Origin of the sequence: Pseudomonas sp. TNT3 (genome assembly GCF_010095445.2) — a bacterium.
In the GTDB taxonomy this organism is placed as follows: domain Bacteria; phylum Pseudomonadota; class Gammaproteobacteria; order Pseudomonadales; family Pseudomonadaceae; genus Aquipseudomonas.
Genome location: NZ_WFGV02000015.1, coordinates 90439 through 111233 on the forward strand (window position 1 = coordinate 90439; position 20795 = coordinate 111233).

Annotated in this window: 17 protein-coding genes and 1 pseudogene; 14 read left to right on the forward strand and 4 right to left on the reverse strand. The window is 59.0% G+C overall.

Translation table 11 applies throughout. The annotated features are described in order from the left end of the window. Window positions 1–270 precede the first annotated feature (270 nt). Window positions 271–1191: an ornithine carbamoyltransferase gene (argF, locus tag GBC55_RS11805; RefSeq protein ID WP_162439408.1), complete on the forward strand. Its 921-nt coding sequence runs from the start codon at window positions 271–273 to the stop codon at window positions 1189–1191. Next, the gene (locus GBC55_RS11810) at window positions 1188–2297 is read left to right on the forward strand and encodes an ABC transporter ATP-binding protein (protein ID WP_162439407.1); all 1110 of its coding nucleotides are present in this window, start codon (window positions 1188–1190) and stop codon (window positions 2295–2297) included. Before argF ends, GBC55_RS11810 begins: the two co-directional genes overlap by 4 nt. A gap of 134 nt (window positions 2298–2431) precedes the next feature. On the opposite strand, the gene ybaK is transcribed toward GBC55_RS11810, so the two are convergent. Then, window positions 2432–2902 carry a Cys-tRNA(Pro) deacylase gene (ybaK, locus tag GBC55_RS11815; protein WP_162439406.1) on the reverse strand — a complete coding sequence of 157 codons (471 nt, stop codon included), beginning with the start codon at window positions 2900–2902 and terminating at the stop codon, window positions 2432–2434. A gap of 296 nt (window positions 2903–3198) precedes the next feature. Between ybaK and GBC55_RS11820 the strand changes: the two genes are divergently transcribed. The 11 genes from GBC55_RS11820 (at window position 3199) to GBC55_RS11870 (ending at window position 15736) form a co-directional block, all read left to right on the forward strand. Next, on the forward strand, window positions 3199–4050 hold the full coding sequence (locus tag GBC55_RS11820) for an MIP/aquaporin family protein (RefSeq protein WP_162439405.1): 852 nt from the start codon (window positions 3199–3201) through the stop codon (window positions 4048–4050). A 75-nt stretch (window positions 4051–4125) separates the two neighbouring features. Further along, window positions 4126–5631, forward strand: a complete 1506-nt coding sequence (gene glpK, locus GBC55_RS11825; protein WP_162439404.1) for a glycerol kinase GlpK — start codon at window positions 4126–4128, stop codon at window positions 5629–5631. Window positions 5632–5726: 95 nt separating this feature from the next. After that, complete coding sequence (locus GBC55_RS11830) at window positions 5727–6482, forward strand: DeoR/GlpR family transcriptional regulator (RefSeq protein WP_162439403.1); 756 nt, start codon at window positions 5727–5729, stop codon at window positions 6480–6482. 292 nt (window positions 6483–6774) lie between these two features. After that, window positions 6775–8313: a glycerol-3-phosphate dehydrogenase gene (gene glpD, locus GBC55_RS11835; RefSeq protein ID WP_162439402.1), complete on the forward strand. Its 1539-nt coding sequence runs from the start codon at window positions 6775–6777 to the stop codon at window positions 8311–8313. 451 nt (window positions 8314–8764) lie between these two features. Beyond that, window positions 8765–9679 (forward strand): glutamate/aspartate ABC transporter substrate-binding protein, encoded by a 915-nt coding sequence (locus GBC55_RS11840; protein WP_162439401.1) that lies wholly within the window; start codon window positions 8765–8767, stop codon window positions 9677–9679. Between the two features lie 191 nt (window positions 9680–9870). Continuing rightward, window positions 9871–10617, forward strand: a complete 747-nt coding sequence (locus GBC55_RS11845; protein WP_162439400.1) for an amino acid ABC transporter permease — start codon at window positions 9871–9873, stop codon at window positions 10615–10617. Further along, on the forward strand, window positions 10617–11288 hold the full coding sequence (locus GBC55_RS11850; protein ID WP_162439399.1) for an ABC transporter permease subunit: 672 nt from the start codon (window positions 10617–10619) through the stop codon (window positions 11286–11288). Before GBC55_RS11845 ends, GBC55_RS11850 begins: the two co-directional genes overlap by 1 nt. Beyond that, entirely contained in the window at window positions 11285–12019 is a 735-nt protein-coding gene (locus tag GBC55_RS11855; RefSeq protein ID WP_162439398.1) for an amino acid ABC transporter ATP-binding protein, read from the forward strand. The genes GBC55_RS11850 and GBC55_RS11855 overlap by 4 nt, the downstream gene beginning before the upstream one ends. Window positions 12020–12171: 152 nt before the next feature. Next, a complete protein-coding gene (locus tag GBC55_RS11860) occupies window positions 12172–14073 on the forward strand; it encodes a sensor histidine kinase (protein WP_162439397.1) in 1902 nt (633 codons plus the stop codon). Continuing rightward, entirely contained in the window at window positions 14070–15398 is a 1329-nt protein-coding gene (locus GBC55_RS11865; protein ID WP_162439396.1) for a sigma-54 dependent transcriptional regulator, read from the forward strand. Before GBC55_RS11860 ends, GBC55_RS11865 begins: the two co-directional genes overlap by 4 nt. An 8-nt stretch (window positions 15399–15406) precedes the next feature. Next, on the forward strand, window positions 15407–15736 hold the full coding sequence (locus GBC55_RS11870; RefSeq protein WP_178114321.1) for a GlpM family protein: 330 nt from the start codon (window positions 15407–15409) through the stop codon (window positions 15734–15736). A gap of 209 nt (window positions 15737–15945) precedes the next feature. Here GBC55_RS11870 and GBC55_RS11875 read toward each other — a convergent pair whose 3' ends face one another. The 3 genes from GBC55_RS11875 to metE form a co-directional block, all read right to left on the reverse strand. Continuing rightward, window positions 15946–16611, reverse strand: a complete 666-nt coding sequence (locus GBC55_RS11875) for a DsbA family oxidoreductase (protein WP_162439394.1) — start codon at window positions 16609–16611, stop codon at window positions 15946–15948. A gap of 83 nt (window positions 16612–16694) precedes the next feature. Next, window positions 16695–17714, reverse strand: a complete 1020-nt coding sequence (locus GBC55_RS11880) for an alpha/beta hydrolase (protein WP_162439393.1) — start codon at window positions 17712–17714, stop codon at window positions 16695–16697. A 392-nt stretch (window positions 17715–18106) separates the two neighbouring features. Then, window positions 18107–20419, reverse strand: a complete 2313-nt coding sequence (gene metE, locus GBC55_RS11885) for a 5-methyltetrahydropteroyltriglutamate--homocysteine S-methyltransferase (protein ID WP_162439392.1) — start codon at window positions 20417–20419, stop codon at window positions 18107–18109. A 120-nt stretch (window positions 20420–20539) separates the two neighbouring features. Here metE and metR point away from each other — a divergent pair. After that, window positions 20540–20795: pseudogene (gene metR, locus GBC55_RS11890) on the forward strand (transcriptional regulator MetR); the annotation flags it as partial.

Sequence of the window (20795 nt, forward strand, 5' to 3'; positions counted from 1 at the left end):
CCTGCAAGATTGCAAAGCCCCGCAAGCACAGTGTACAAATGGCGGGCTGCTGTCAGGAAACAGGCTTCAAAAGCGCTACTGCGGTCTCCCCGTAGCCCCTCTGAAATCCCCTAAAAACCGTAGCCCTATTGGTAAGACGCGACATTTAATTATAAGATCGCGCCTTCCCCTATTTCGTCGCCCCGTGCGGCTTACGCCGCAGGTCTCGCCCGTTTTTCAGTTAAACAAGGCTTTGAGTATCTGCGGTCTGTTGCAAAAAGGTAGTCAATGATGAGCGCAAGGCACTTTCTCTCCCTGATGGATTGCACGCCCGAAGAGCTAATCAGCGTGATCCGTCGAGGCGTTGAGCTCAAGGACCTGCGTAACCGCGGCGTACTGTTCGAGCCTCTGAAAAACCGCGTTCTCGGGATGATTTTCGAGAAGTCCTCGACCCGTACCCGTATTTCCTTCGAAGCCGGCATGATCCAGCTCGGTGGCCAGGCGATTTTTCTGTCGCCCCGTGACACCCAACTGGGTCGTGGCGAGCCGATCGGTGATGCCGCCATTGTGATGTCGAGCATGCTCGATGCCGTGATGATCCGTACGTTTTCCCACAGCACCCTGACCGAATTCGCTGCCAACTCCCGTGTTCCGCTGATCAACGGCCTGTCCGATGACCTGCACCCGTGCCAGTTGCTGGCCGACATGCAGACGTTCCTCGAACACCGTGGCTCGATCCAGGGCAAGACCGTGGCCTGGATCGGCGACGGCAACAACATGTGCAACAGCTATATAGAAGCGGCGATCCAGTTCGACTTCCAGTTGCGCGTTGCCTGCCCGGAAGGTTTCGAGCCTAACGCTGAATTCGTGGCCAAGGCCGGCGATCGTGTGACCATCGTCCGCGATCCGAAAGACGCCGTGCGCGGTGCACATTTGGTGAGTACCGACGTCTGGACCTCCATGGGCCAGGAAGAAGAGACCGCCAAGCGCCTGAAGCTGTTCGCACCGTTCCAGGTCAACCGGGCCTTGCTCGACCTGGCCGCTCCGGACGTCTTGTTCATGCATTGCCTTCCCGCTCACCGTGGCGAAGAAATCAGCCTCGACCTGCTCGACGACAAGCGCTCCGTGGCCTGGGATCAGGCCGAAAATCGTCTGCACGCACAAAAGGCCTTGCTTGAGTTTCTCGTCCCGCCTTCGTACCACCACGCATGAGCCAGCCATTACTGCTTAACCTGCGCAACCTCGCCTGCGGCTATCAAGATCAGCGCGTGGTACAGAATCTCAATCTGCATTTGAACGCGGGTGATATCGGCTGCCTGCTCGGCTCTTCGGGTTGCGGCAAGACCACCACCTTGCGTGCCATTGCCGGGTTCGAACCGGTGCATGAAGGTGAAATCCAACTGGCCGGAGAGACGATCTCCAGCGCCGGTTTCACGCTTGCGCCAGAGAAACGCCGTATCGGCATGGTGTTCCAGGACTACGCACTGTTTCCGCATTTGAGCGTGGCCGAAAACATCGCATTCGGCATCCGCAAGCACCCGCAGAAAGAACGCGTCACCGAAGAATTGCTCGAACTGGTGAACCTGAAGAATCTCGGCAAGCGCTTTCCCCATGAGTTGTCCGGTGGTCAGCAACAACGCGTGGCCCTGGCCCGCGCACTAGCGCCGGAGCCGCAATTGTTGCTGCTCGATGAACCGTTCTCCAACCTCGATGGCGAGTTGCGCCGCAAGCTCAGCCATGAAGTGCGCGACATTCTCAAGGCTCGCGGCACCAGCGCCATCCTGGTCACCCATGATCAGGAAGAAGCCTTTGCAGTGAGCGATCACGTCGGGGTTTTCAAAGAGGGTCGCCTGGAACAATGGGACACGCCCTACAACCTGTATCACGAGCCGCTGACGCCCTTCGTTGCCAGTTTCATCGGTCAGGGTTACTTCATTCGCGGGCAGCTGAACAGCCCGGAATCGGTGCAGACCGAACTGGGTGAACTGCGCGGCAACCGCGCCTACACCTGGCCGGTAGGTGGCGCGGTCGATGTGCTGCTGCGTCCAGACGATATCGTTTATGCACCGGACAGCGCCCTGAAAGCACGCATCACTGGCAAGACCTTCCTCGGCGCATCAACCTTGTATCGGTTGCAGCTACCGACCGGCACGCAGCTGGAATCGATCTTCCCAAGTCACGCGGATCATCTGGTCGGTGCCGAAGTGGGCATTCGCGTTGCGGCCGAACACCTGGTGTTGTTCCAGGCAACCGGTAGCACCGCGGCGCAGATACCGGCAGTCGAGTCAGGCGTCCGCCGGTACAGCACAACCAGCTGACATCTGTAGATCTAAACTGTGGGAGTGAGCCTGCTCGCGATGACGGTGCTTCAGTCAATGATTTGTCGACTGACAGTACGCCATCGCGAACAGGCTCACTCCCACAATGGATTTGGGCGCATGCCCATTCCAAGTTATGCCCTGCCGATATCCGCAAACGTCGCTTGGGTATGCTCCGCCAGCACCGCAGGCGCAAGCACCACTTCAAGCCCCCTTCGCCCCGCACTGACAAAAATACTCGCAAACGGCTGGGCCGAATTGTCGATAAACGTGCGCAGGCGTTTCTTCTGCCCTAACGGACTGATGCCACCCAGCAGATAACCCGTCGACCGCTGAGCCGCCGCCGGGTCCGCCATCTCGACTTTCTTTACCCCCGCCGCATGTGCCAACCCTTTCAAATCAAGACTGCCAACGACGGGCACTACAGCCACCAGTAACTCACCCTTCTCACTGGCCGCCAGCAAAGTCTTGAACACCTGTGCCGGGTCGAGCCCCAGCTTCTCCGCAGCCTCCAATCCATAAGACGCAGCCTTGGGATCATGTTCGTAACTGTGCACGCGATGTTCGGCTCGAACTTTTTTCAACAAATCCAATGCGGGGGTCATGACAGCTCCAGACTGGTCGGCGATACAAAAATATCGTGCTGGATTCTAGGCCATTGACCCGTAAAAGGCTCTATCTCAGCCCCGTTTCATTGGACTTGCCACTCATTTTACCGTCCGTCCACATTAAGCCTGCGCCGTGAACAATAGGATCATTCACCTGACTAATAGTTGAAATGTGACCGACGGTTCACTTTCGACCTTTGACAGCAGTGTTTCTTGTCTATATTTTTTCGAATACGAATACGGCAAGAATATTCCTTCGCAGCACCCAGACAAAAACAACAACGAGGTTTTCAATGACAACTGCTTTACAACAACCGCCACTCTCGAGCCAGTGCATGGCCGAGTTTCTGGGTACTGCCCTGCTTATCTTTTTCGGCACCGGTTGTGTGGCTGCACTCAAGGTTGCAGGTGCCAGCTTTGGCTTGTGGGAAATCAGCATCATCTGGGGTGTTGGCGTGAGCATGGCGATCTACATGACCGCCGGGGTTTCAGGCGCGCACCTCAACCCGGCCGTCAGTATTGCGCTGTGCATGTTCACCGACTTCGAAAAGCGCAAACTGCCGTTCTATATCCTGGCTCAGGTAGCGGGCGCCTTCTGTGGGGCCTTGTTGGTTTACACGCTCTACAGCAATTTATTCTTCGATTACGAACAAACGCACCATATGGTGCGCGGCACCCAGGCCAGTCTTGAATTGGCCTCAGTGTTTTCCACGTTCCCGCACCCAGCCCTGTCCACAGCCCAGGCGTTTCTGGTTGAAATGATCATTACGGCCATTCTGATGGGCGTGATCATGTCCCTGACCGACGATAACAACGGCTTGCCCAAAGGGCCGTTGGCACCCTTGCTGATCGGTTTGCTGATTGCAGTGATCGGCAGTTCGATGGGGCCTTTGACCGGTTTTGCGATGAATCCGGCGCGCGACTTCGGGCCCAAGCTGATGACTTTCTTTACGGGCTGGGGTGAGATTTCCTTAACCGGCGGGCGCGACATCCCTTACTTCCTGATTCCGGTTTTTGCACCGATCGTCGGTGCCTGCCTCGGTGCTGCAGCTTATCGCGGGCTGATTGCCCGGCATTTGCCCGGCACCCAACCTGCTACAAAGGACGCAGCACCGGCCATTGACGGCAAACCACGAACTTCTTGATACCGTAGGCGCGTGATCCTGCCAATCTGGTCCCGCGCCTGACCTCACTCCCTTATTTCGTCCAAGGCAATCGACATGACCGACATTCAGAATAAGAACTACATCATTGCCCTCGATCAGGGTACGACCAGTTCGCGCGCGATCATCTTCGACCGTGATGCAAACGTGGTGTGCACCGCCCAGCGCGAATTCGTCCAGCATTACCCGCAAGCCGGTTGGGTCGAGCATGACCCGATGGAAATTTTCGCCACGCAAAGCGCGGTGATGGTCGAGGCCCTGGCCCAAGCCGGCCTGCATCACGACCAGGTCGCCGCCATCGGTATCACTAACCAGCGCGAAACCACCGTGGTCTGGGACAAGACCACCGGCCGCCCGATCTACAACGCGATCGTCTGGCAGTGCCGCCGCAGTACTGAAATCTGCCAGCAGCTCAAACGCGATGGCCACGAGCAATACATCAGCGAGACCACCGGACTGGTCACCGACCCGTACTTCTCCGGCACCAAATTGAAGTGGATCCTCGACAACGTCGAAGGCAGCCGCGAACGTGCGCGCAAGGGTGAGTTGTTGTTCGGCACTGTCGACAGCTGGCTGATCTGGAAATTTACCGGCGGCAAAGTGCACGTCACCGACTACACCAACGCCTCGCGCACCATGCTCTTCAACATCCACACGCTGGAGTGGGATGCGAAGATGCTCGACGTGCTGGATATCCCCCGCGAGATGCTGCCGGAAGTTAAATCTTCGTCCGAAATCTACGGCCACACCAAAAGCGGCATCGCCATCGGCGGTATCGCCGGTGACCAGCAGGCGGCTCTGTTCGGCCAGATGTGCGTCGAGCCAGGACAAGCGAAAAACACGTACGGCACCGGCTGCTTCCTGCTGATGAACACTGGCGACAAAGCGGTGAAATCCAAGCACGGCATGCTGACCACCATCGCTTGCGGCCCTCGCGGTGAAGTCGCCTACGCACTCGAAGGCGCGGTGTTCAACGGCGGTTCGACCGTGCAGTGGTTGCGCGACGAGTTGAAAATCATCAACGACGCCCATGACACCGAGTATTTCGCCAACAAGGTCAAAGACAGCAATGGCGTATACCTGGTCCCGGCCTTTACCGGCCTGGGCGCTCCGTACTGGGACCCGTATGCCCGTGGCGCGCTGTTCGGCCTGACCCGCGGCGTACGCGTGGATCACATCATTCGTGCAGCGCTGGAATCGATTGCCTACCAGACCCGCGACGTTCTGGACGCCATGCAACAGGATTCCGGCGAACGCCTCAAAGCCCTGCGCGTGGACGGCGGTGCGGTGGCGAACAATTTCCTGATGCAGTTTCAGGCCGACATCCTTGGCACCCAGGTCGAGCGTCCGCAAATGCGCGAAACCACCGCACTGGGCGCAGCCTATCTGGCGGGCCTGGCGTGTGGCTTCTGGGGCAGCCTGGACGAGTTGCGCGGCAAGGCGGTGATCGAACGTGAATTCGAGCCGGCGCTGGACGAAACCGCGAAGGAAAAACTCTACGCCGGCTGGAAAAAAGCGGTCAGCCGCACCCGTGACTGGGAACCCCATGAAGGCGATGAATAAGCCCGTCTTGCGAGAGGATTAGGGTTGTAACTGGTCGGGAGCAGATTCCTGCGGCATCATGGGCAAATTTTGCATGGCAGCCCAAAGGAAGCCCAATGAATCTGCCTCCCCGTCAGCAGCAAATCCTCGAACTGGTCCGTGAACGCGGCTACGTGAGTATCGAGGAACTGGCCACGCTGTTCGTCGTTACACCGCAGACTATTCGCCGCGATATCAATCAGCTCGCGGAAGCCAATCTGTTGCGTCGCTACCACGGCGGCGCAGCCTATGATTCCAGTGTCGAAAACACCGCCTACGCCATGCGCGCCGATCAGATGCGCGATGAAAAGCAGCGTATCGGCGAAGCCATTGCGGCGCAGATCCCCGACCACGCCTCGCTGTTCATCAACATCGGTACCACCACCGAGTCGATCGCCAGGGCGTTGCTCAATCATAATCACCTCAAGATCATCACCAACAACCTGCATGTAGCCTCCATGCTCAGCGCCAAGGACGATTTCGACGTCCTGCTGACCGGTGGCAATGTGCGGCGCGACGGTGGTGTGGTCGGCCAGGCCAGCGTCGATTTCATCAACCAGTTCAAGGTCGACTTTGCGCTGGTCGGCATCAGCGGCATCGATGAGGACGGCAGCCTGCTGGACTTCGATTATCAGGAAGTGCGCGTGTCCCAGGCGATCATCGCCAATGCGCGGCAGGTGATTCTGGCGGCTGACTCCAGCAAATTCGGGCGCAACGCCATGATTCGTCTGGGCCCGATCAGCCTGATCGATTGCCTGGTCACTGATCAGCAGCCGGTGCCGGCGCTGGCGCAGTTGTTGAGTCAGCACAAGATTCGGCTGGAAGTGGTTTAACCCCTTTGCGCCTGTTGAAGAAACCCTGTGGCGAGGGATTTATCTGTGGCGAGGGGATTTATCCCCGTTGGGCGCGAAGCGGCCCCTGAAAGTTGCACTACGGGGATAAATCCCCTCGCCACATTTGTTATTCGCACCCTCTAAATGTTCGTAAATTTTCCTTTCACAGCCCTTCGATGAGTATTTTCAATCGAAGTTGACTGGCTGTGCGCGTCTTTATGGGCTACCATTTTCGCAAATGAACATTAATGTTCGAATTCCAATACAGAAAATCAAAGCCCGAGGCCAGCCGATGCCCACTTCTACCTTGCCTACGCCCCCTCTCGCCGAGGTCTACGATGTTGCCGTTATCGGTGGCGGCATCAATGGCGTGGGGATCGCAGCGGATGCCGCCGGTCGCGGTCTTTCGGTGTTCCTTTGCGAAAAGGATGACCTGGCCAGCCACACCTCGTCTGCCAGCAGCAAGCTGATCCACGGGGGTCTGCGCTACCTCGAACATTACGAGTTCCGTCTGGTGCGCGAAGCGCTGGCTGAACGCGAAGTGCTGTTGGCCAAGGCGCCACACATCGTCAAGCAGATGCGCTTCGTGCTGCCTCACCGCCCGCACCTGCGCCCGGCGTGGATGATCCGTGCCGGCCTGTTCCTGTATGACAACCTTGGAAAACGGGAAAAACTGGAAGGTTCGAAGAGCCTGAAGTTCGGTCCGGACAGCCCGCTGAAAAGCGAAATCACCAAGGGCTTTGAGTATTCTGATTGCTGGGTCGACGATGCTCGCCTGGTGGTGCTGAACGCCATGGCCGCCCGCGAAAAAGGCGCCCATGTCCACACTCAGACCCGTTGCACCAGCGCCCGTCGCAGCAAGGGTCTGTGGCATCTGCACCTGGAACGCGCCGATGGCAGCCTGTTTTCGATTCGCGCCAAGGCCCTGGTAAACGCTGCTGGCCCGTGGGTCGCCAAGTTCATCCGTGACGACCTGAAGATGGAATCGCCATACGGCATCCGCCTGATCCAGGGCAGTCACCTGATCGTGCCGAAACTGTACGAAGGCGAACACGCGCACATTCTGCAAAACGAAGATCAGCGAATCGTCTTCACCATTCCGTACCTGAACCACTTCACCCTGATCGGCACCACCGACCGTGAATACACCGGCGATCCTGCGAAAGTCGCGATCACCGACGGCGAGACCGATTACCTGCTCAAGGTGGTCAACGCGCACTTCAAGAAGCAAGTCAGCCGCGACGACATCCTGCACAGCTACTCCGGCGTTCGCCCGTTGTGCAACGACGAATCCGACAACCCTTCGGCCGTTACCCGCGACTACACCCTGGCGTTGTCCGGCAGCGGCGAAGAAGCACCGTTGTTGTCAGTCTTCGGCGGCAAGCTGACGACCTATCGCAAATTGGCCGAGTCGGCGCTGGCACAACTGACGCCGTACTTCACCCAGATCAAACCCAGCTGGACGGCCACCGCTACGCTGCCAGGGGGCGAAGACATGACCACCCCTCAAGCCTTGTGCGCCTTGATCCGCGACAAGTTCGACTGGGTGCCGACCGAAATCGCGCGCCGCTGGTCCACCACCTACGGCAGCCGCACCTGGCGGATGCTGGAAGGTGTGCAGAGCCTCAATGACCTGGGTGATCACATCGGCGGCGGGCTCTACACCCGCGAAGTTGATTACCTGTGCAGCGAAGAGTGGGCAACCACCGCGCACGACATCCTGTGGCGTCGCAGCAAGCTCGGGCTGTTCACCACCCCGGCAGAACAGCAGAAGCTGGTGGATTACCTGAGCAAGGTCGAACAGAATCGCAGCAAGATCGAAGCGGCCTGATCGGGTATCCGCTCAACCGAAAGCCCTTGGATCGCATGATCCAGGGGCTTTTCGCATTTTTAATCCCACCACATCCCACTGTAGGAGTGAGCCTGCTCGCGATAAGGCCATCACATGCAAAACTCTATGTGCCTGACACAAGGTAATCGCGAGCAGGCTCACTCCTACATGGAAAATGCGGATGACTCCTATATTGCATTCGGTTTTCCGAACGCGACCCGGCAGTCGATTCGGGATACCGGATTAAACAACGCAAACAATCTCGCCATAAATATTTAATATCCTTATATTTCAACGATTTATCTCATAGCACCTGGCCTGGCACGAGTCATGCTCTACACTCTTGGACGAATGCTTGCTGCGCCGTTCATTCAGACGCCGGCAAACCTTCGAAGCACAAAAAGGGCCGATGAACTGGCTCCATAAAAAAAACAATGTCGAGGAAAATTTGATGCGCATCGTTCCCCATATCCTGGGCGCAGCCATTGCTGCCGCTCTGATTACCACTCCAGTTTTCGCTGCCGAACTCACTGGCACACTGAAGAAGATCAAAGAGTCCGGTGTCATCACCCTCGGGCATCGTGACGCTTCCATTCCGTTTTCCTACATCGCTGATGCCTCCGGCAAACCGATCGGCTACTCCCACGACATCCAGCTGAAAATCGTCGAAGCGATCAAGAAAGACCTGGACATGCCAAACCTGCAGGTCAAATACAACCTGGTCACCTCGCAAACCCGTATCCCGCTGGTGCAAAACGGCACCGTGGACGTCGAGTGCGGCTCCACCACCAACAACGTCGAGCGTCAGCAGCAAGTTGACTTCTCCGTCGGCATCTTCGAAATCGGCACCCGCCTGCTGTCGAAGAAAGACTCCCCTTACAAAGACTTCGCCGACCTGAAAGGCAAGAACGTCGTGACCACCGCCGGTACCACGTCCGAGCGCATCATCAAATCGATGAACGCCGACAAGCAGATGGGCATGAATGTCATTTCCGCCAAAGACCACGGCGAGTCGTTCCAGATGCTGGAATCGGGCCGCGCTGTAGCGTTCATGATGGACGACGCCTTGCTGGCCGGTGAAGCAGCCAAAGCCAAGAAGGCCAGCGACTGGGCCGTGACCGGTACTCCACAGTCCTACGAAATTTACGGCTGCATGGTCCGCAAGGGCGACGAGCCGTTCAAGAAAGCCGTGGATGACGCGATCGTGGCGACCTACAAGTCGGGCGAGATCAACAAGATCTACGAAAAATGGTTCATGGCGCCAATCCCGCCAAAAGGCCTGAACCTGAACTTCCCGATGAGTGATGAACTCAAGGCCCTGATCGCCAATCCGACCGATAAAGCGGCTGACGAAAAGAAATCCTGATTTCTGACTAACCTTACCTCCTGAGAGGGCCGTTGCCCTTTCAGGAGGTTGTCACTCCCTGCTGGCATTTCTGGAAACACTCGAACCGGTGGCTGTCGAGCCGGTGGCGTGTGCCCGACGTTCAAGTCGGGTGGGAACGGAGCTTCCCCAGGCGGGCACTTGCACATTGATCGATCCGAGGGGAGACCCTAATGAATTACAACTGGGACTGGGGCGTGTTCTTCAGGTCCACCGGGGTGGGCAGCGAGACGTATCTCGACTGGTACATCACCGGACTGGGCTGGACCATCGCCATCGCCATCATGGCCTGGATCATTGCCCTGACGCTGGGCTCGATTCTGGGTGTCATGCGCACCGTACCGAATCGCATCGTATCGGGCATCGCGACCTGCTACGTTGAAATCTTCCGTAATGTGCCGCTGCTTGTTCAGCTGTTCATCTGGTACTTCCTGGTACCCGATCTGCTGCCTCAAGGCATGCAGGACTGGTACAAGCAGGACCTGAACCCGACCACCTCGGCATTCCTCAGCGTCGTCGTGTGCCTGGGTCTGTTCACCACCGCTCGTGTCTGCGAACAGGTGCGCACCGGCATCCAGGCGTTGCCGCGCGGCCAGGAATCCGCCGCGCGCGCCATGGGCTTCAAGCTGCCGCAGATCTACTGGAACGTGCTGCTGCCCCAGGCCTACCGCATCATCATCCCGCCGCTTACCTCGGAATTCCTGAACGTGTTCAAGAACACCTCCGTGGCCTCGCTGATCGGTCTGATGGAACTGCTTGCACAAACCAAGCAAACCGCCGAGTTCTCCGCCAACCTGTTCGAAGCCTTTACCCTGGCGACCCTGATCTACTTCACCCTGAACATGAGCCTGATGTTGCTGATGCGCCTGGTCGAGAAGAAAGTCGCTGTGCCGGGCCTGATCTCCGTAGGGGGTAAATGATGGAATTCGACTTCTCGGGCATCATCCCGTCCCTGCCGGGCTTGTGGAACGGCATGGTCATGACCCTGCAATTGATGGCGATGGGCGTCGTCGGCGGGATCATCCTCGGCACCATCCTCGCGCTGATGCGCCTGTCCCACAGCAAACTGCTGTCGAACATCGCCGGCGCCTACGTCAACTACTTCCGCTCGATCCCGCTGCTGCTGGTCATCACCTGGTTCTATTTGGCGGTGCCGTTCGTGCTGCGCTGGATCACCGGCGAAGACACGCCGATCGGCGCGTTCACCTCGTGCATCGTGGCCTTCATGATGTTCGAAGCCGCGTACTTCTGCGAGATCGTCCGGGCCGGTGTGCAGTCGATTCCCAAGGGCCAGATGGGCGCTGCCCAGGCGCTGGGCATGACGTATGGCCAGATGATGCGGTTGATCATCCTGCCGCAGGCGTTCCGCAAGATGACCCCGCTGTTGCTGCAACAGAGCATCATCCTGTTCCAGGACACCTCGCTGGTTTACGCCGTCGGCCTGGTGGACTTCCTCAACGCCTCGCGTGCCAGTGGCGACATCATCGGTCGCTCCAATGAGTTCCTGATCTTCGCAGGGCTCGTGTACTTCATCATCAGCTTTTCCGCCTCGCTGCTGGTCAAGCGTCTGCAAAAAAGGTTCGCCGTATGATCTCTATCAAAAATATCAACAAGTGGTATGGCGACTTCCAGGTGCTGACTGATTGCAGCACTGAGGTCAAAAAGGGTGAAGTGATCGTGGTGTGCGGGCCTTCCGGTTCCGGCAAGTCGACCCTGATCAAATGCGTCAATGCCCTGGAACCGTTCCAGAAAGGCGACGTGGTCGTCGATGGCACGTCCATCGCCGACCCGAAGACCAACCTGCCGAAACTGCGCTCGCGCGTCGGCATGGTGTTCCAGCATTTCGAACTGTTTCCGCACCTGACCATCACCGAAAACCTGACCATCGCGCAGATCAAGGTGCTGGGCCGCAGCAAGGAAGAAGCCACCAAGAAAGGCCTGCAACTGCTTGAGCGCGTCGGTCTGTCGGCGCATGCCCACAAGCACCCTGGCCAGCTTTCCGGTGGTCAGCAACAGCGTGTGGCGATTGCCCGTGCGCTGGCGATGGACCCGATCGTCATGCTGTTCGACGAACCGACCTCGGCGCTCGATCCGGAGATGGTCAACGAAGTGCTGGACGTGATGGTGCAGCTGGCCCACGAAGGCATGACCATGATGTGCGTCACCCACGAAATGGGCTTCGCCCGCAAAGTGGCGGACCGGGTAATTTTCATGGACCAGGGCAAGATTATCGAAGACTGCAAGAAAGAAGAGTTCTTCGGCGACATCAGCCACCGGGCCGAGCGTACACAGCACTTCCTCAACAAGATTCTGCAGCACTAAGTGAAACACCGCTCCCCTGTAGGAGCTGTCGAGTGAAACGAGGCTGCGATCTTTTGATTTTAGAAAGATCAAAAGATCGCAGCCTTCGGCAGCTCCTACAGTGCCGGTGTGAGCGTTCGGATATGTGTTGTGGTTGACCCAAGGCATCTGTGATGAAATGCGACCCCACTCTCTATCGCGCAGCGCCGCCATCACTCGCCGTGAAACCCCGTCTGATTCGCCATCTGTTCCTGCCCCCGCTGATCATCGCGCTGATGATCGGATTGGGTTACGTCGGTTTCTGGGTCAGCGAGTACTACGGCATACGCAGCCTCAGCGAAAACGGCCAGCGCCAGCTGGAGTTGCATGCACGCGCCGTCGAGAGCGAGATCAGCAAGTACACCTACCTGCCCAGCCTGCTGGAACTCGAAACCAGTGTTTCCCAACTGCTGGCCGACCCGTCGCCGGAACATCGGCAAACGGTCAATGACTACCTGGAAGGCCTGAACCGCCGCAGCCGCAGTCGCGCCATCTACGTGATGGACACCACCGGCCGCGTCATGGCCACCAGTAACTGGCGCGATGTCGACAGTTACCTGGGTGAAGACCTCTCCTTTCGCGCCTATTTCCAAAACGCTATTCGCGGCCAGCCCGGACGTTTCTATGGCATCGGCAGCACCAACGGCGAACCCGGTTACTACCTGGCCCACGGCCTGGAAGAACACGGCAAGATCATCGGTGTCGCGGTGGTCAAAGTCCGCCTCGAAGCGATGGAAGAACGCTGGCAGCGCGCCCGTCTGGAAGCCTTCGTCAGTGACGAGAACGGCATCATCATTCTGTCCAGCGATCCGGCACGTCGTCTCAAATCAGTGATACCGCTGAGCGACGAGACCAAGGAAAAACTCGCCCGCAGCCTCCAGTACTACTGGTTCCCGCTCAACGAACTGCAACCGCTGGCCCGGGAAAAACTGGCAGAGGGTGAAGAGAAACTGACCTTCCCCGCCAACAGCGAAGTGGAGTCCGATCAGGAAGACATCAGCTACCTGTCGCAAACTCGCCCGTTAAGCGACACACCTTGGAATTTCACCCTCCTCACCCCGCTTCAGGATTTGCGCCGCGAAGCGATCAATCAGGGGATTCTGGTGGCCGTGGCATTGGCCCTGGTGACGTTTTTGCTGATTGCCTGGAATGAGCGCAGAAAGGTCATCTCCACCCGCCTCGCCGCCCGGGAAGCCTTGCAGGAAGCCAACAATCAACTGGAGCGTCGGATTACCGAACGCACCACCGACCTGCGCGCCAGTAACGAACGGCTCAAGGGCCAGATCCGTGAACGGCGCCAGGCCGAAGAGACCTTGCGCCGGGCCCAGGATGAACTGGTGCAGGCGGGTAAACTCGCGGCCATCGGCCAGATGTCGACCAGCATCGCCCATGAACTCAACCAGCCGCTCGCCGCGCTGCGCACCTTGTCCGGCAACACGGTGCGTTTCCTGGAACGCGGTCAGCTGGATGTCGCCAGCACCAACCTCAAGACCATTAACGAACTGATCGACCGCATGGGCCGGATCACCGCCAGTCTGCGGTCATTTGCCCGTCGCGGCGACGACAAGGGTCAGGCCAGCCTCGGTAAAGCCGTGGATGCGGCCTTGCAGTTGCTCGGTGGCCGGGTTGAAAGCGCGCACCTGCAAGTGCATCGCGACTTCAGCGATGTGCAGGTGCAAATCGATCAGACGCGCCTGGAGCAGATTCTGGTCAACCTGATGGGCAACGCCCTGGATGCCATGCAGGCTCAACCGTTACCGGAGCTGTGGCTCGAAGGCGAAGTGTTCGATGGCAAATACCGTCTTCGTGTCCGCGACAACGGCCACGGCATCGACGCCGAAACGCGCAAGCATCTGTTCGAACCATTCTTCACCACCAAACCCGGCGAGCAGGGTCTGGGCCTCGGCCTGACCTTGTCCGCGAGCCTGGCCGCTGCTACGGGCGGACACCTGGGTGTCGAACACCCGGTGGGCGGTGGAACCACTTTTGTCCTCAGTTTACCGTTGGTAAGCCCCTCTTTCGCCGAGCCAATATGAACAACGACCTTAGTGTGCTGATCGTCGAAGACGATCCTCATGTACTGCTCGGCTGCCAGCAGGCGCTGACCCTGGAAGACATTCCCTGCGTGGGCGTGGGCAGCGCCGAAGAAGCGCTGGAGCGGGTCGGCGACAACTTTGCCGGGATCGTCATCAGCGACATTCGCCTGCCGGGCATTGATGGCCTGGAATTGCTGACCCGACTCAAGGCCCGTGATCGCAGCCTGCCCGTGGTGTTGATCACCGGCCACGGCGACATCTCGATGGCGGTCGGCGCGATGCAAAAAGGCGCCTATGACTTCATGGAGAAACCGTTTTCCCCGGAGCGCCTGGTGGACGTTGCCCGTCGCGCTCTGGAGCAACGCAGCCTGGCTCGAGAAGTCTCGTCGTTGCGGCGGCAACTGGCAGAGCGCGACTCGTTGGAAGGCCGGATCATCGGCCGTTCTGCGGCCATGCAGAATCTGCGGGAGCTGATCGCCAACGTCGCCGACACCTCGGCCAACGTGTTGATCGAGGGCGAAACCGGCACCGGTAAAGAATTGGTCGCCCGCTGCCTGCACGACTTCAGTCGTCGCCACACCCGGCAGTTTGTTGCGCTGAACTGCGGAGGCCTGCCGGAGAACCTGTTCGAAAGCGAGATCTTCGGCCACGAAGCCAACGCGTTTACCGGCGCTGGCAAACGGCGGATCGGCAAGATCGAACATGCTGACGGCGGCACGTTGTTCCTCGACGAGGTGGAAAGCATGCCACTGCCGCTGCAGATCAAACTGCTGCGGGTCTTGCAGGAGCGCACCCTCGAACGCCTCGGTTCAAACCAGAGCGTGGCGGTGGATTGCCGGGTGATCGCGGCGACCAAATCCGATCTGGACGCGTCGAGCAAGGCCGGCGAATTCCGCAGCGACCTGTATTACCGTCTGAACGTGGTGACCCTGGAACTGCCGCCGCTGCGCGAGCGCCGTGAAGACATCCTGCAGCTGTTCGAGCACTTCCTGCAGCAATCGTCCCTGCGCTTTGACCGCGCAGTGCCGGAGCTGGACAACCAGACCCTGTCGCACCTGATGAGTCATGACTGGCCGGGCAACGTGCGCGAACTGCGCAACGTCGCTGAACGCTTTGCCCTGGGCTTGCCGGCCTTCAAGAAATCCGGCACCAGTGGCAGCAATCACGGCCTGGCCTTCGCCGAAGCGGTGGAAGCCTTCGAACGCAACCTGCTCAGCGACGCCTTGCAACGCAGCGGCGGCAATCTGACCCAGGCCAGCCTGGAGCTGGGCATGGCCAAGACCACCCTGTTCGATAAAGTGAAAAAATACGGGCTGAGCCACTGATGGACCTGATACTCAAAGCAACTCTGGGTGCAGCGGTGGTGATCATTCTTGCTGCGCTGGCTAAAACCAAAAACTATTACATCGCAGGATTGGTGCCGCTGTTTCCGACCTTTGCACTGATCGCGCACTACATCGTCGGCAAGGGCCGTTCGCTGGATGACCTGAAGACCACCATCGTGTTTGGCATGTGGTCGATCATTCCGTACTTCATCTACCTGGCAACGTTGTATGTGATGGTCGACAAGATGCGGCTGGAAGCTTCGCTGGCCGTTGCGGCAGTGGCGTGGTTGATGGCGGCTACGGTGCTGGTCAGCGTGTGGGTGCGCGTCCACGGCTGATCACATCTCTTTGGATTGGTGGTGAGGGAATTCCCCTCTGGTTGAACTGCCTTACTCTCCTGTGGCGAGGGAGTTTACTCCCGCTCGGCTGCGAAGCAGCCGCAAAACCTGCATGCCCGGTGCATCAGAAGTAGCGGGGTGACTGTGATGGGGGGCTGCTGCGCAGCCCAGCGGGAGTAAACTCCCTCGCCACAGAAGTAGTCAGCGAATCAGCTCACCGTCCCACCCTTCGACTCGCTCATGATCTGCCGGATCGCCCCGACAAACGTCTCAACCGGCTGCCCGCCGCTGACCGCGTACTGCCCGTTGAACACCACGGTCGGCACCGAACTGACGCCCCGTGACAGCCACAGCTGCTCCTCTTCGCGAACCTCTTTGGCGAACTCATCCGACGCCAATATGGCCTCGGCGCGCTTGCGATCCAGTCCGACACTTTCGGCGATCCGGACCAACTGCTGAGGATCAGACGGATTGCCGCCTTCGGTGAAATACGCCCTGAACAGCGCCTCCTTCAAATTGAACTGCGCGCCCTCGAGCCCCGCCCAATACAGCAAACGATGAGCATCGAAGGTGTTGTAGATGCGGCTATTACCGTCCGTGCGGAAGGCAAACCCGAGCTCGGCACCACGAGCCCGGATCATTTCGCGATTCTTCTGGGATTGCTCAGGCGTCGATCCGTATTTCTCGGTGATGTGCTCGGTAATGTTCTGCCCTTCAGGCCCCATCTTCGGGTTAAGCTCGAACGGCTGGAAACGAATCTCGGCCTGCACCTCATCGCCCAGCAAATCCAGAGCGCGAGTCAAGCCGTACAAGCCCACCACGCACCAGGGGCAGGACACGTCGCTGACGAAATCGATTTTCAGTGGGGTACTCATCACTCACCTCGCAAACTGGAATGCGCCGCAAAGGTCAAACGATACACCCGACGAACCCTGACGCGCAGCAGATCTACTGTGAATTACAGGAGATTGGGAGCCGGCAACGGATCAATCTGCGCCCAATGCGAAGTGTCTTCGCGATGAGCCTGCAAATACGGCAGCACCGCCGCCAGTAGCGGCGCTTTGAACGCCTCCTGGAATCGATGAGCCAGCCCCGGAATCAGCTTCAGCTGACTGCCGCGAATATGCGCCGCCAGGTGCACGCCGTGCATCACCGGCAGCAAGGGATCAGCCGTCCCATGCACCACCAGGGTCGGCACACGAAGCTGATTGAGCAGCGCTACCCGGCTCGGTTCCGCAAGGATGGCCATGATCTGGCGCTTCACGCCTTCTGGGTTGAATGCCCGGTCATAGGACTGTGCCGCCTGATGCAACAATGCCTGCCGATCATCACTCACCGTCGGACTGCCCAGCGCCGCGAGCAGATCTGCCTGTTGTTCCAGAGCGGCTTCGCGATTCGGCGCACCACGACGCGCAAGCAATTGCACCAATGCTGCACTCGGCGCCGGCAGCCCTTCGGCACCGGAACTGGTCATGATCAAAGTCAGGCTCTCGACTCGCTGCGGCGCCATCGCCGCCATGTGCTGGGCAATCATGCCGCCCATGCTCGCGCCGAGCACGTGGAACTGCTCGACGTGCAAGGCGTCCATCAACCCGAACGCATCGTCGGCCATGTCGGTCAGGGTGTAGGGCGCCGACACTGGCAACCCCAGTTTGTAGCGCAGCACTTCGAAGGTCAGGTTGGCGTCGACAGGGGGTTGCCGCCAGGTCGAGAGACCGACATCGCGATTGTCATAACGAATCACCCGAAAACCCTGCTGACACAGCGCGACGACCACCTCGTCTGGCCAGTGAATGAGCTGTCCGCCGAGCCCCATCACCAGCAACAGCGCGGGGTCCGATGCACGACCAATGCTCTGGTACGCCAGGCTCACCTGCGCCAGATCGGCCCGTTCAGTCGGAACATTGACATCGCAACGTGAAGCCGCCATCGACGGCAGGCCGAACAACAACGCGGCCAGTAGAAGAAATAAACGCATGAAAAAACACCGAAACGCAGAACCCCAGTAGAGCGCGAGTCTGATGAAGTTTGTTCAAGCGCGCTGCCACAGTTGCGTGACAGTTTGATGAAGAGTGCCGAGCGGTCATGTTAAAGACGTGCGACCCCTTTCGTCAGATCGCCGCCCGGAGCAAGCCAGCTCCTACGCAATGTTCAGGCATAAACGCATTTCCAACGTGGGAGCGAGCCTGCTCGCGATGGCGGCGTGTCAGGCGACATCAATGTTGAATGTGCATCCGCTATCGCGGGCAAGTCGAATCGTCGAACCGCCGCTCCCACAGGATCCCTGTCGTACACAGCCTTCGCGAACGACATAACACATTGTGGGAGCGGGCTTGCCCGCGATGGGGTCAGAGCAGGCGCCGCTAAATGTTAAGCCAGCTGACTGCGCAACTGCCGAGCCGCCGCCACCATGTTCACCAGCGCGGCCTCGGTCTCCGGCCACGCCCGTGTTTTCAGCCCGCAATCCGGATTCACCCACAACCGCTCGGCTGGAATGCGCTTCACCGCTTTACTCATCAACTTGACCATCTCGGCCGTGTCCGGCACCCGTGGCGAGTGAATGTCGTAGACGCCCGGACCGATGTCGTTCGGGTAGTCGAACGCCTCGAACGCCTCCAGCAATTCCATGTCCGAGCGCGACGTTTCGACGGTGATCACATCGGCGTCCATGGCCGCAATGGACTCGATCACGTCGTTGAATTCGCTGTAGCACATGTGGGTGTGGATCTGGGTTTCGTCACGGACACCCGAGGCGGTCAGGCGGAATGCTTCCACCGCCCAGTCCAGGTATTCCTGCCACTGTGCGCGGCGCAGAGGCAGGCCTTCACGGAATGCGGCTTCGTCGATTTGCACGATCTTGATGCCGGCAGCTTCCAGATCTACCACTTCGTCGCGCAGGGCCAGGGCCAGCTGTTGCGCCTGGACTTTGCGCGAAACATCCTCGCGGGGGAACGACCACATCAGCATGGTCACGGGACCGGTGAGCATGCCTTTCATGACCTTGTCGGTCAGGCTCTGGGCATAAGTGATCCAGTCCACCGTTATGGCGTTCGGACGGCTCAGGTCACCGTAGATGATCGCCGGTTTCACGCAGCGCGAACCGTAGCTCTGCACCCAGCCGAAGCGTGTGAACAGATAACCATCGAGCTGCTCTGCGAAGTACTCGACCATGTCATTGCGCTCGGCTTCACCGTGCACCAGCACATCCAGGCCAAGCTGTTCCTGAACCTGCACAGCGTGGCGAATCTCGCTGTGCATGGCGTCAGTGTAATCGTTGGCCGACAGCTTGCCCTGCTTGAACGCCTGACGCGCCAGGCGGATCGAGCCGGTCTGCGGGAACGAGCCGATGGTGGTGGTCGGAAACGCCGGCAATTTCAGACGCGCACGCTGCTGTTCGATGCGCTTTGCGAACGGCGAATGACGTTGGCTATCCGCTGCACCGATCGCGTCGATACGCGCCTGAACATCGGATTTATGGATGCGCGGCGACTCGGCGCGGCTCGTTTGAATAGCGCGACTCTCGGCCAATGCAGCCCGCACTTTCGGCGATTGCGGATCGTTGAGCGCATCGCGCAGCACAGCGATTTCGCCACACTTCTGCACCGCAAAGGCCAGCCAGCTTTTCAGTTCCGGATCGAGTTTGTCTTCGCGGTCCAGGTCCACCGGGCTGTGCAGCAACGAGCAGGAACTGCTGACCCACAGGTTGTCGCCGAAACGTTCCTGGGCAAACTGCAGTTGTGCCAGCACCGGTTCCAGCTCACAGCGCCAGACGTTGCGCCCATTGACCAGACCCACCGAAAGAATCTTGTAGGTCGGCAAGCGGTCGAGCACGTGCAGCAGTTGATCGGGGGCACGCACGGCATCGATGTGCAAGCCTTGTACTGGCAGGCCGACCGCCAGACCGAGGTTGTCTTGCAGGCCGCTGAAGTAGGTGGCCACGAGTTTTTTCAGCGGCGAATACTGAAGGATGTGATAAGCGCGTTCGAACGCGTTTTTCCAGTCCTGGGGCAGATCGAGGGTCAGGATCGGTTCGTCGATCTGCACCCACTCCACCCCTTGTTCGGCGAGGCGAACAAGGATTTCGTTGTAGACCGGCAGCAGGCGTTCCAGCAGGTCGAGTTTGTCGAAGTCGTTGCCTTTGGCTTTACCCAGCCACAGGTAGGTCAGTGGGCCGATGATCACCGGTTTGACGTTGTGGCCGAGGGCGCGGGCTTCGTCGACTTCATCGAACAGCTGCTCCCAGCTCAGCTTGAATGCCTGGTCCGCGCTGAACTCCGGGACCAGGTAGTGGTAGTTGGTGTCGAACCACTTGGTCAGTTCCTGGGCGTATTGCGCCTTGGTGTGTTCACCGCCGCAGCCGCTCGCCGTGGCGCCACGGGCCATGGCGAACAAGGTGTCGAGAGTCGGCAGGCCGTTGGCATCCCTGGCGCTGTCGAAACGCTCCGGGATCACCCCGAAGGTCAGGGAATGGGTCAACACCTGGTCGTACCAGGCGAAGTCGCCGACCGGCAGCAGGTCGATGCCGGCGTCTTTCTGCAATTGCCAATGGCTGGCGCGCAGTTGTTGACCAACGCGCTTCAACGCGTCCTGATCGAGGTCGCCCTTCCAGTAAGACTCCAGGGCTTTTTTCAGTTCGCGATCAGCGCCGATGCGAGGGAAACCAAGTGTGTGTGCCAGGGCCATGATGAAAATTCTCTCTTTAAAAGATGCTGTAAAACATGGCGCTATTGTCGACACCCAACCCAACATGAGACAAACTCAACCTTTTCGTGTTGATCACAAGTTTTCCTCATGGAGCCCCCGGTGCTTGAAATCCGTCACCTGAAGACCCTGCATGCCTTGCGCGAAGCCGATAGCCTGGTAGACGCAGCCGATCGCCTGCACCTGACGCAGTCCGCCCTCTCCCACCAGTTCAAGGAACTGGAAGAGCGCATGGGCATGCCGTTGTTCGTGCGCAAGACCAAACCGGTGCGCTTTACCAGCGCCGGTTTACGCCTGCTGCAACTGGCCGACGCCACCCTGCCGCTGTTGCGTGGCGCCGAGCGCGACATCGCGCGGC

Bases quoted from the DNA above. Each gene is read 5' to 3' on its own strand.
- argF (WP_162439408.1), top strand. From the start codon at position 271: ATGAGCGCAAGGCACTTTCTCTCCCTGATGGATTGCACGCCCGAAGAG.
- GBC55_RS11810 (WP_162439407.1), top strand. From the start codon at position 1,188: ATGAGCCAGCCATTACTGCTTAACCTGCGCAACCTCGCCTGCGGCTAT.
- ybaK (WP_162439406.1), bottom strand. From the start codon at position 2,902: ATGACCCCCGCATTGGATTTGTTGAAAAAAGTTCGAGCCGAACATCGC.
- GBC55_RS11820 (WP_162439405.1), top strand. From the start codon at position 3,199: ATGACAACTGCTTTACAACAACCGCCACTCTCGAGCCAGTGCATGGCC.
- glpK (WP_162439404.1), top strand. From the start codon at position 4,126: ATGACCGACATTCAGAATAAGAACTACATCATTGCCCTCGATCAGGGT.
- GBC55_RS11830 (WP_162439403.1), top strand. From the start codon at position 5,727: ATGAATCTGCCTCCCCGTCAGCAGCAAATCCTCGAACTGGTCCGTGAA.
- glpD (WP_162439402.1), top strand. From the start codon at position 6,775: ATGCCCACTTCTACCTTGCCTACGCCCCCTCTCGCCGAGGTCTACGAT.
- GBC55_RS11840 (WP_162439401.1), top strand. From the start codon at position 8,765: ATGCGCATCGTTCCCCATATCCTGGGCGCAGCCATTGCTGCCGCTCTG.
- GBC55_RS11845 (WP_162439400.1), top strand. From the start codon at position 9,871: ATGAATTACAACTGGGACTGGGGCGTGTTCTTCAGGTCCACCGGGGTG.
- GBC55_RS11850 (WP_162439399.1), top strand. From the start codon at position 10,617: ATGGAATTCGACTTCTCGGGCATCATCCCGTCCCTGCCGGGCTTGTGG.
- GBC55_RS11855 (WP_162439398.1), top strand. From the start codon at position 11,285: ATGATCTCTATCAAAAATATCAACAAGTGGTATGGCGACTTCCAGGTG.
- GBC55_RS11860 (WP_162439397.1), top strand. From the start codon at position 12,172: ATGAAATGCGACCCCACTCTCTATCGCGCAGCGCCGCCATCACTCGCC.
- GBC55_RS11865 (WP_162439396.1), top strand. From the start codon at position 14,070: ATGAACAACGACCTTAGTGTGCTGATCGTCGAAGACGATCCTCATGTA.
- GBC55_RS11875 (WP_162439394.1), bottom strand. From the start codon at position 16,611: ATGAGTACCCCACTGAAAATCGATTTCGTCAGCGACGTGTCCTGCCCC.
- GBC55_RS11880 (WP_162439393.1), bottom strand. From the start codon at position 17,714: ATGCGTTTATTTCTTCTACTGGCCGCGTTGTTGTTCGGCCTGCCGTCG.
- metE (WP_162439392.1), bottom strand. From the start codon at position 20,419: ATGGCCCTGGCACACACACTTGGTTTCCCTCGCATCGGCGCTGATCGC.